This window comes from Sulfitobacter sp. F26169L (assembly GCF_026410285.1).
GTDB lineage: Bacteria > Pseudomonadota > Alphaproteobacteria > Rhodobacterales > Rhodobacteraceae > Sulfitobacter.
In genome coordinates this window covers 131503-140873 of record NZ_JAPMLP010000002.1, presented here as the reverse complement: position 1 = coordinate 140873, position 9371 = coordinate 131503, and the positions used below count along the sequence as shown (strand labels likewise).

The 9371-nt window shown below is 57.8% G+C and carries 9 protein-coding genes; 2 read left to right on the top strand and 7 right to left on the bottom strand.

Annotation, left to right across the window (positions count from 1 at the left end):
* Positions 1-154: 154 nt before the first annotated feature.
* The 3 genes from OS189_RS05020 to OS189_RS05010 form a co-directional block, all read right to left on the bottom strand.
* The gene (locus OS189_RS05020) at positions 155-946 is read right to left on the bottom strand and encodes a C40 family peptidase (RefSeq protein WP_267166197.1); all 792 of its coding nucleotides are present in this window, start codon (positions 944-946) and stop codon (positions 155-157) included.
* Positions 943-2325 carry a leucyl aminopeptidase family protein gene (locus tag OS189_RS05015; protein WP_267166196.1) on the bottom strand — a complete coding sequence of 461 codons (1383 nt, stop codon included), beginning with the start codon at positions 2323-2325 and terminating at the stop codon, positions 943-945. Before OS189_RS05015 ends, OS189_RS05020 begins: the two co-directional genes overlap by 4 nt.
* Before the next feature lie 70 nt (positions 2326-2395).
* Positions 2396-2776: a hypothetical protein gene (locus tag OS189_RS05010; protein ID WP_267166195.1), complete on the bottom strand. Its 381-nt coding sequence runs from the start codon at positions 2774-2776 to the stop codon at positions 2396-2398.
* 144 nt (positions 2777-2920) lie between these two features.
* Between OS189_RS05010 and OS189_RS05005 the strand changes: the two genes are divergently transcribed.
* Both OS189_RS05005 and OS189_RS05000 read left to right on the top strand, forming a co-directional pair.
* Positions 2921-3571, top strand: coding sequence for a carbonic anhydrase (locus OS189_RS05005; RefSeq protein ID WP_267166194.1), 651 nt, complete (start codon positions 2921-2923; stop codon positions 3569-3571).
* A gap of 268 nt (positions 3572-3839) precedes the next feature.
* Positions 3840-4550: a hypothetical protein gene (locus OS189_RS05000; RefSeq protein WP_267166193.1), complete on the top strand. Its 711-nt coding sequence runs from the start codon at positions 3840-3842 to the stop codon at positions 4548-4550.
* Positions 4551-4561: 11 nt separating this feature from the next.
* Here the strand turns inward: OS189_RS05000 and OS189_RS04995 are convergent, their stop codons facing one another.
* The 4 genes from OS189_RS04995 to OS189_RS04980 all read right to left on the bottom strand — a co-directional run bounded on the left by OS189_RS04995 (position 4562) and on the right by OS189_RS04980 (position 9331).
* On the bottom strand, positions 4562-6178 hold the full coding sequence (locus OS189_RS04995; RefSeq protein WP_267166192.1) for a DUF4139 domain-containing protein: 1617 nt from the start codon (positions 6176-6178) through the stop codon (positions 4562-4564).
* Between the two features lie 102 nt (positions 6179-6280).
* The gene (locus tag OS189_RS04990) at positions 6281-7303 is read right to left on the bottom strand and encodes an aspartate-semialdehyde dehydrogenase (protein WP_267166191.1); all 1023 of its coding nucleotides are present in this window, start codon (positions 7301-7303) and stop codon (positions 6281-6283) included.
* 70 nt (positions 7304-7373) lie between these two features.
* Positions 7374-8558, bottom strand: a complete 1185-nt coding sequence (locus OS189_RS04985; protein ID WP_267166190.1) for an MFS transporter — start codon at positions 8556-8558, stop codon at positions 7374-7376.
* Positions 8555-9331, bottom strand: coding sequence for an aldolase/citrate lyase family protein (locus OS189_RS04980; protein ID WP_267166189.1), 777 nt, complete (start codon positions 9329-9331; stop codon positions 8555-8557). Before OS189_RS04980 ends, OS189_RS04985 begins: the two co-directional genes overlap by 4 nt.
* Positions 9332-9371 lie beyond the last annotated feature (40 nt).

Genomic DNA, 9371 nt, shown 5'->3' with positions numbered 1-9371 from the left:
CACGCGTAACATCGCGCGGAGCCAGCATTACTACATGGCCGAAGCGCTGCAAGTGTGCTTGATCTGAATTCTAGATCAGCGACATTTGCAGCGCCGCCGTTGGCGCAACATCGGGCCTTACAATAGGGGCCGCGTAATTGGCGTTTTTGGTGCTTTAGGCTTTGGCAGGCAACCTGCGGTGCGCGGTGATGGCGCCGTCGCTTTGCGCAATACGTGATATTGCCTCATCAATCGGCTCGAACACGGTGGCCATCGCGTGGCCATTCGCGTGGATCAGCATTTCATCATCCCAGACCAAGGCAACGTGCCCCTTCCAGAACAACAGATCATTGCGCTGTGGAACCGACCCGTCAGGCAGCAACGTGCCCAACCCTGCTTCCTGCATATCGCTGTCGCCCTGGCATGGTATGCCACATGCCACGCAAGCGGCCTGTATCAACCCCGAGCAATCAATACCCCAACGGCTGTTGCCGCCCCACAGGTATGGAGTGCCGAGAAATTGCGCCGCAACCTGCGCCGGATCATCCTCGAATATCTCTAGTGGCGCGATGTGTTGTTTGGGCACAAAACCGTGGCTGGTGCGGATAAATCCGTCTTTTTCATCCAGCATCGCCAATTTGCTGCCATGGCTCAGCGCGCAGCGGTCAATCGATTTCATGTTGGCGTTCTGATATCCGTGGCTGCCCGCTGCGGTGACCTTGTGAGACAATGTCTGGGGCTGCGTCAAGGACGACACACCGACAAAGCCGCAATACCCGTCCTGTGCGGATTGAACATAGGCCCAACCATCCTCACGCGAAAACACGGTCACCTCTGCGCCCAGCAGCAGCTGGCGATCGCGCGCGCCGTTCGGCTTGCGCAGCAGGTTGACCACCCCGCGCCCGATCTGGGCAGGCTCTTCTATCTGAACAAATTCGGGGTTTGGTGTCAGTCGTGGGTGGCTCATTTGATCAAAATCCTGTCGATGGCATCTAACAGTGCGCGCGTACCTTGCCCCACACCGCCCATGGCGCGCGCGGGTGCGGCGCTGGGTTGCCAGCCATATATGTCGAAGTGTGCGTATTTGCTATCGGTAACAAAGCGGCGCAGGAAAAGTGCGGCGGTGATGCAACCCGCAAAGCCGCCTTTGGGCGCATTGTCCAGGTCCGCAACTGCCGGTTCGATCATTGCCTCGTAAGGGTCGTGAAAGGGCAGGCGCCAGACGGGGTCAGCGACCCGCGCGGCAGAAGTTTCCAATGCGGTAACAAATTCTGCGTCATCGCTGAAATACGGTGCCAGATCGGGGCCGACAGCCACGCGGGCAGCCCCCGTCAGCGTGGCCATAGATATGATCTGATCCGGTTTTTCCTCATCCGCCAGCGCCAGTGCATCCGCCAGCACCAGACGCCCTTCGGCATCGGTATTATTGATCTCGACAGTCAGGCCCTTGCGCGATGTCAGAATGTCTTGCGGGCGATAGGCATTGTCCGAGATCGAATTCTCCACTGCCGGAATCAGCACACGAAGCTGCACTTGGACGCCGGTTGCCATGATCATATGCGCCAGCCCCAACACGGCAGCAGCGCCGCCCATGTCTTTTTTCATCAGGCCCATAGATGCGGCGGGTTTGATGTTCAGCCCGCCAGTATCGAAACACACCCCTTTCCCCACCAGTGTCAGGGTTGGCCCCGAATTGCCCCAGCGGATATCAATCAGGCGCGGGGCGCGGTCGGCCGCGCGCCCGACTGTGTGGATCATGGGCAGATTGGCGGCAAGCAAATCCTCTCCCACGGTAACCTCGATTGTAGCGCCGTGTTGCGTCGCCAGATCGCGCGCGGCCTGTTCCAGATCGGGCGGCCCCATGTCAGAGGCGGGAGTGTTGATCAGTGTGCGTGTCAGGGACTCGCCCTCGGCGATCATTTCAAGCCGCTGTGCATCAACTCCTTCGGGTGCCACTAGACAGGCGGCAATAGGATCCGCCTTTTTGTAGCGGTCGAAGCGGTAGCCGCTCAACAACCAGCCAAGCGCCTCCACCTCTGCGTGATCATCGGGCAGGCCGCTTGCAATCTGATAGGTGCCTTTGGGCAGCTTGGCCGCTGCTGCTGCCAAATGAAAGCGGCCACGTTTGCGCGTGGCCGGTGTGCCGTATCCGGCAAGGGCAAGGGACGGTGTGCCGTCAGGCCCCGCAATAACCAGCGCCTGCCCGATCCCGCCGGTAAAGCCGTTTGCCTTAACCCAGGTCGCGTTAGCGGCGGGTTGACCGGCAAGCCAGTCCTCCAGCGCATCCTGAGACAGGACATGCAGATTGATAGCGTCGGATGACGGAGCGGCAAAGCGAAGGGACATGACAGGGTGGGCCTTTCAAAAGTGTTTTTCAAACGCAGCCTATCGTATCCCTCAAGCGCTGCAAGCGCGCTCAAATGCTGAGATCTTCCATCGACCAGATGGCAGACAATGACCGCTCGCCGATGCGCAGAAGTCGCGATAGAGTGGCAGCTACGGCAACTGTGTCTTCCGCATCAAGGGTCGCGGTGACATCTCCAGCCACTTGGGCCAGCCTGTGCATTCCGATCTGGTCTGCAATCGCAATGAGAGAGCGGGCTTTCTTGCGCAATTGCTGCGGTTTGTCCGCACGCCACAGCGTTTGACATTGCGCCATACGCGCGGCCAGTTCCTCCATTGCGCGGCAGACAACGCTTTGCGCTCCTGTTTCGCCAAGCTGGCTGTACAGGGTGCCAATTCTGGCCTGATCCAGCTGAATTTGCTCTGATACACGGATATTTACGATATTGTTCATGTCTCACCCTTCATTTGCCCCCACGGCTTTGCCTGTTATGGGCCTGAGGAGTTTTCAAAACGTTGTCATACACATGTGTTTTCGCTCGAAATCCATCACATTTCAGTCTAAGTGAAAGAAAATGAATTGGGAGAATTGTGCGTTATGCAACAGGCAAAGCCGCTACCGAGCTACTTGGTTCAACGATATCATGGCTGGAAGGCCACCACATATTCCGAAAACCGCGCATGGTATCGCAAGTTAGCCAATGGCGGACAGCACCCTCGCGCCATGGTTATTTCCTGTTGTGACAGCCGCGTACACGTCACGTCAATTTTCGGTGCGGATCAGGGCGAGTTTTTTATTCACCGCAATATCGCCAGCCTTGTTCCCGCGTATGAACCTGACGGTAACCCCCACGGGACATCCGCCGCGGTAGAGTACGCCGTTCAGGTGCTGGAGGTCGCGCATCTGATTGTGCTGGGCCATTCCAATTGTGGCGGTGTGCAGGGATGCCTGAATATGTGCGCGGGCAATGCCCCCGGACTGGATGCAAAAGACAGCTTTGTCGGGCGTTGGATGGATATTTTGCGGCCGAAGTACGAACTGGTCAAAGATGTTGCCGACCCAGAAGAGCAGTTGCAACAACTGGAAAAGCACGCGGTCACAATTTCGCTGGAAAATCTGATGACCTTCCCGTGGCTGGCAGAAAAGGTTGCATCGGGCGAACTTACCTTGCACGGCATGTGGACTGATATCGGGGAAGGCGGGCTGGAATACTACAATCCGGCCGTAGCCGAGTTTGAAACGGTCTAGCGGTCAAGTTATAAGGGTCGGAACCCGTAACTGATCTCTTCGTTCTCGGCGGGGCAGGTCGCTCGGGTGAACGAAGCCGTTCAGGGTAGGTCAGCCGTGCGCAGGGAACAGTTCAGGTCGTGTGCTTCATCCGTCCCGACAGGCCTGATGGTCTGCTCAAAGCGGTATTTGCCTCGCCATATTTGTGTGGTGAGAGTTACCGACTGTGAAGTACTGCCCGCAGAGCGGCATTAACGCGTCGTTAACCAAATTCGCGCCAGTCTTATCTATGGATTTGGAATCAGTCACCCTAAAACTCCCCCGAGAGTTGTTGTCAGGCGCGCAGCGTGTCGCAACGGCGCGTGATGTCACGATCGGTCATCTGGTCCGCCACTTGCTCAAGCGGGAGGTTGATCGCCAGTCGTCGCAAGGTGCAGTCGCCAAGCCGGACCAGCGGCTGGTCACGGCACTGCAATCACTTCTGGCCCGTGATGTTCAAAATGCGCGCAGCTGGCAGGATCTGGTGGCGCGGTTGCGCATGCACGGTTACGCCTTGCACCCCTGTAATGATGATATGGTCCTGATAAAGATCAGCTGCGGCACACGGGTTTGCAGCGGTGCCGTGCTCGGATTTGACTATGCCGCGCTGGTCGAACGGTTTGACGGCCCATTGCCAATGGCACAAGAAAAGCCCGTAACAGGGTCGGGCGTAATGCCCGCAGGCAAGATCGACCCGACGCGCCATGCGATGCTGTGCAGACAGTTCACCGCCGCACGAAACTGGCCCGACCTGATCAACCGTCTGGCGATAGAGGGAATGGAACTGCGCCCGACCGGAGCGGAGATTGGGATACATATCGCTGCAACGGGGCGGCATCTGTGCAATGGATCGGCAGTGGGCGCGCCCTATGCGCAGTTGGTCAAGCGGTTCGGCGCACCCCTGCCGGGCCATCCTTGTAACCTTGGGTCACAAGCGATGAATCTGGCCACCGGAGAGTGACCCGATGTTCTTTATCGCAGCACTTTGCCATCGGGCCAGCGGATGGACTGCTCTATTGTGATTTCCTCTGTGGTATTTGCGCCTAGGGTCATATTCCACTGCATAAGCCCGCGGCGGTCATCGACGTTGGTAACATCTGCCTTGGGCGAGGCGCTCCACTGGATGACCAGATCATCCTGCTCGCTGTAGGGGATCGCGTCCAGTAGTTCGACATCCCAGATTTTGCCACCCAGATTTTCAACCGAAATCTGAACGTCTTGAGTTTGCGCATTGCTGCGGTTGATTAATCCGCGATCCCCTTCGCTGCGGTCCAGAACGGTACGAGTCAGTCGCAAATCTTCAACAGGGCCAAAGGCTTGAATGATATTGCCACCGGCTGGAACGGGTGCAAAATTGCTGCGCCCGACCAGCGCATCATCTACAAAAATTTGCGCACTGTTTGCAGCAAGCAGGGGTTCCTTGCTGGTGTTCACGGCCTCGCCCATCAAGAACGCGGTCTGGTCGCTTGCGGGCACTGCACGGGCAAACACACGGGTGTCAAATTGCAGCTTGTCCAGCTCTACCCGCGCACCTTCGGCGCTTTGCGCAAGGGTTACAGCATTGGGCAGGGTATAGGTCACACCGGGACCGTCAAAGCCGGGCATCGCTGTAACCGCGTCTTCCATCACAGGCTCCGGCGCGGCCGCCATGTCCAGATTAAGACCGCCAGCAGAGCGTTGCAGTTTTGCGCGCGCCTGCGCGTCCTCAATCGAAAGCAACCTCGGGTACACTTCGGACGGGACCACCTGCCCGCTGGGGGAAAGCGTGGAAAGGGTAAGAGAGATATCAGACCAGTTTTCGCCGCTGTTTTGATAGATCAATGCCGCACGGCGCAGTGTCAACGTGCTGTCATCACCAGTGGTCAGCATCACATCATAGGTGGGCTGCCACGTTGCGCGGGCAGGATAGCTAATTGACGCAATAACTGTGCCCGCCTCGGAAGCGTTCACTGATAGGGTCAGCAAGGCTTTTGCTTCTGCGGGGGGTGTCAGTGCGGCAAGGGCTGCACGGGCATCCTTGATGTCCTGCTCCAGATCCTCGCGGCCTTCGTTGATCTGGCGGGCTTTGCGCTGTGCGGCGATCTCTGCCTGCTTCGCGGCAAGGGTCTGTGCCTCGATCATCTGCGCCAGTTCGGCCAGTTCCTGCGGCGCAGATGGCAGTGTCTCGCTCGATACAAGACCTTGCAGGAAAGTCAGACGCGCCTGCGCTGCTTGCGCTGCAAGGTTTGCATCCTGTGCTTTGTCTTCCAGATCACGCAGCGCGTTTTCAGCGGTTTTGATCCGTGCTTTTGCGGCGGCAACTTCGGCGCTGTCGCTGTCGGGCTGCGGAGGTAGGGCATCGGTGCGCAGCCGCGTGCCTGTAATCTCTGCACCGTTAACAGCTGCACGAAGGCTTTCGGCATCAATCCATTGGGGCAGGTCAGGCAAAATGATCTCGTGCGTCCCCGCAGCCACGTCAACGCTCACCTCACGGGTGACCATGGCAAAACCGCTGTAAACGGTCGCCGCCGTTGGAAAAGAGGCGACTGTATAGGTGTCGGCCAGTGCAGGCAGGGGTAAAGCGGCAAGAGCGAAGGGGAGAATACGCATTTTAAGTGTCCTTTAAGATTGCGACCAACATGCCGTGCCACATCCCAAAGAAAAAGGGGCGCCTGTTCGGGCACCCCTCTGGTTAGGCATCTTGGGCGGAAATCAGCCCTTTTTCAGGACTTCGCGGCCCAGCAGTTCCGCAATCTGTACAGCATTCAGCGCGGCACCTTTGCGCAGGTTGTCCGATACACACCACAGGTTCAGGCCATTGTCGATTGTGCTGTCCTGACGGATGCGGCTGATGAAGGTTGCGAAATCGCCGACACATTCGATTGGTGTGACGTAACCACCGGCCTCACGCTTGTCGATTACCATGATACCGGGTGCTTCGCGCAGAATGTCGCGCGCTTCGTTCTCGTCCAGATGGTCTTCGAATTCGATGTTGATCGATTCCGAGTGGCCGACAAATACAGGCACACGCACACAGGTCGCTGTAACCTTGATCTTCGGGTCGACGATCTTTTTCGTCTCGACCATCATTTTCCATTCTTCCTTGGTATCACCGGAATCCATGAAAACGTCGATCTGCGGAATCACGTTAAACGCGATCTGCTTTTGGAACTTGCTTGGCGGTACATCTGTGACGGGATTGTAGATGCTTTTGGTCTGGTCCCACAGCTCGTCTGCGCCTTCTTTGCCGGCGCCGGATACGGATTGATACGTGCTGACCACAACGCGCTTGATCGTGGCGCGGTCGTGTAGGGGTTTCAGCGCCACAACCATCTGCGCGGTTGAGCAGTTGGGGTTGGCGATGATATTTTTCTTTGAATACATATGAATCGCCTCGGGATTTACCTCGGGGACGATCAGCGGGATGTCGGCGTCATAGCGGTACAGTGATGAATTGTCGATCACCACGCAGCCAGCCTTGGCAGCAAGGGGCGCGTATTTCTGGGTCGCTTCCGAGCCGACAGCAAACAGCGCCATGTCCCATCCGGTGAAATCGAACGTATCAAGGTCTTTCGTCTTAAGCGTCTTGTCGCCAAAGCTGACTTCTGTACCCAGCGAGCGGCGGCTGGCCAATACGGCAAGCTCGTCCACTGGAAACTGGCGTTCGGCCAGAATGCTCAACATTTCGCGGCCTACATTACCGGTGGCACCCACGACTACGACGCGATAACCCATCTCGATTACTCCATATATATGCGTGCGAGCCTGTTATACGGCTTTGGTGTACATTGAAAGGGGCAGGCGCCTAACCGCTGTCGGAGCGGGTGTCGGGGGCGAAGAGATAGACAAACAGACCGACGGCGAGCGCAATGGCAAAGTATACAAAGATCAGCGTATAGGGCAGAGACACCGTATCGGAGCCGCTATTGACGGCGTAAATGCGACCGGTGACAAATTGTGCAACGCCGACCCCGCCAATGCTGCACAGATTGAGCAACGTCACACCGCGCCCGACCAAATGGCGCGGCAACAGGTCCCGCCCGTGTGACATGATCGCGGCATAGGTTGCGCCAAAAAAGCCGACACCACACATCAGCACAACGGCCCACGTGGTGGAGTAATCGACCAGAACAACCATTCCGCCTGCCGATAACAGCAGCGCGAAGCTGCCAAGGAATACTGTCCATTTCAGGCTGTGAAAACGGCGGGCGAGAATGCTGTAAACCATAGGGCCGACCACCATCGTGATCCCCATAAAGAGTGTGGCTTGCCCGATGACACGGGGGGCAGCATTGAAAACCTCGGTTAGATACGGGCCGATCCAGAGGCCACGTAGCGCGCCCACCTGTGAATAGCTGACCAGCATCAAGGGGAAGATAAACCAGAGCGCGCGAATACGAAGCACCTCGCCGAAGCTTCCCTTTAGCGCGTCGGCTTCTTTCACGGGGTCGCGCACGAACACCCAGACGCCCAAGGCGGTAATTGCCGATAACACCGCCAGCCCCCAAAGGGCCGCACGCCAGCCTATGGTTTCGGCGGCAATTGTCATGGGATAGGAAGCGACGATGTTGCCCAGCGTCCCGACACCCACCATGACAGCCGCAAGAAATGCAAACCGAATTGGCGGATAATCAAGCGCGAAGATGTAATATGAGGCCATTAGTACCGGTGCACAGCCAATCCCGATCAGTGTCATCGCAATGCTGATATGCAAGGGCGTCGCGGCCATGGCAAATAACGCGGCACCGCCGCCACCACCGACCAGCAACAGAACTGCGGCCGTGCGCCGTGGCCCCACAGTATCCAGCGCCCAGCCAATCGGCGGCTGCAAAGCCGCGAAAGACAAGAACCAAAGACCGGATGCAAAGGCGAGATCTTCCGGCGTGGCGGCAATATCTGTCGCCAGAAAGGGACTAAGCACCGCAAGAAATGCCCGAAAAAACTGGCTGAGAACGTAGGCGAAAGCCAGCAGTGCGATACCGGTGTTCATCCCTTGGTTGCCTGCCATTTTTCAGCGAGTGCGCGCGCCGCATTGCCCAGCAGCAGTACGTCCGCACCTACGGCAACGAATTGCGCACCTGCTGCAATAGCATCGTTTGTCATCCCGTCGCGTGTTGACAGGATCCCGGGCGCTTTGCCTGCGACCCTGATGCGCCTCAGCGCATCCATAATCACGCTTTGCACATCGTCATGGTCTGCGTTGCCGATATGCCCCATGTCGGCGGCCAGATCGGCAGGGCCGATAAAGACGCCGTCAACACCTTCAACCGTCAGAATATCATCCAGTGCGGCCAGTCCGCGCATGTTTTCTACCTGCACCAGCAGGCAAATCTGAGCGTCCGCTGTGGTGCCGTAGTCGCCAATTGTGCCGAACCGCGCGGCCCGCGTCAGCGCGTATCCGACACCACGATCCCCGTTAGGTGGATAGGTCATGTCCCGTACCAACTGGCGTGCCTGATCCGCACTTTCGACCATCGGCACAAGAACCGTCTGCGCACCGGCGTCCAGCACCTGTTTCAGCATGTAGGTTTCACCTACAGGCACGCGCACAACGGCGTGGGCATCGGTGGCCGCAATCACTTGGAGCTGTAACAGGGTTGATCGCAGGTCATTTGGCCCGTGCTCGCCATCAATGACCAGCCAGTCAAAACCGGCCTGTCCCATCATTTCTGCGGAAAATCCGTCTGCCAGCCCCAGCCAGCAGCCAAATTGTATCTCGCCCTCTGCGAGCGCTTTTTTGAAGGGATTGAGGGGGGCAGGCATGGGCGGCGTCCTTTTCAGTGGTTGCCGTACCCTAGCGTTG

Excerpts from the sequence above, each read along its gene's own strand:
- OS189_RS04990 (WP_267166191.1), bottom strand. The coding sequence starts at position 7,303 with ATGGGTTATCGCGTCGTAGTCGTGGGTGCCACCGGTAATGTAGGCCGC.
- OS189_RS05000 (WP_267166193.1), top strand. The coding sequence starts at position 3,840 with ATGGATTTGGAATCAGTCACCCTAAAACTCCCCCGAGAGTTGTTGTCA.
- OS189_RS04985 (WP_267166190.1), bottom strand. The coding sequence starts at position 8,558 with ATGAACACCGGTATCGCACTGCTGGCTTTCGCCTACGTTCTCAGCCAG.
- OS189_RS05015 (WP_267166196.1), bottom strand. The coding sequence starts at position 2,325 with ATGTCCCTTCGCTTTGCCGCTCCGTCATCCGACGCTATCAATCTGCAT.
- OS189_RS05020 (WP_267166197.1), bottom strand. The coding sequence starts at position 946 with ATGAGCCACCCACGACTGACACCAAACCCCGAATTTGTTCAGATAGAA.
- OS189_RS04995 (WP_267166192.1), bottom strand. The coding sequence starts at position 6,178 with ATGCGTATTCTCCCCTTCGCTCTTGCCGCTTTACCCCTGCCTGCACTG.
- OS189_RS05005 (WP_267166194.1), top strand. The coding sequence starts at position 2,921 with ATGCAACAGGCAAAGCCGCTACCGAGCTACTTGGTTCAACGATATCAT.
- OS189_RS04980 (WP_267166189.1), bottom strand. The coding sequence starts at position 9,331 with ATGCCTGCCCCCCTCAATCCCTTCAAAAAAGCGCTCGCAGAGGGCGAG.
- OS189_RS05010 (WP_267166195.1), bottom strand. The coding sequence starts at position 2,776 with ATGAACAATATCGTAAATATCCGTGTATCAGAGCAAATTCAGCTGGAT.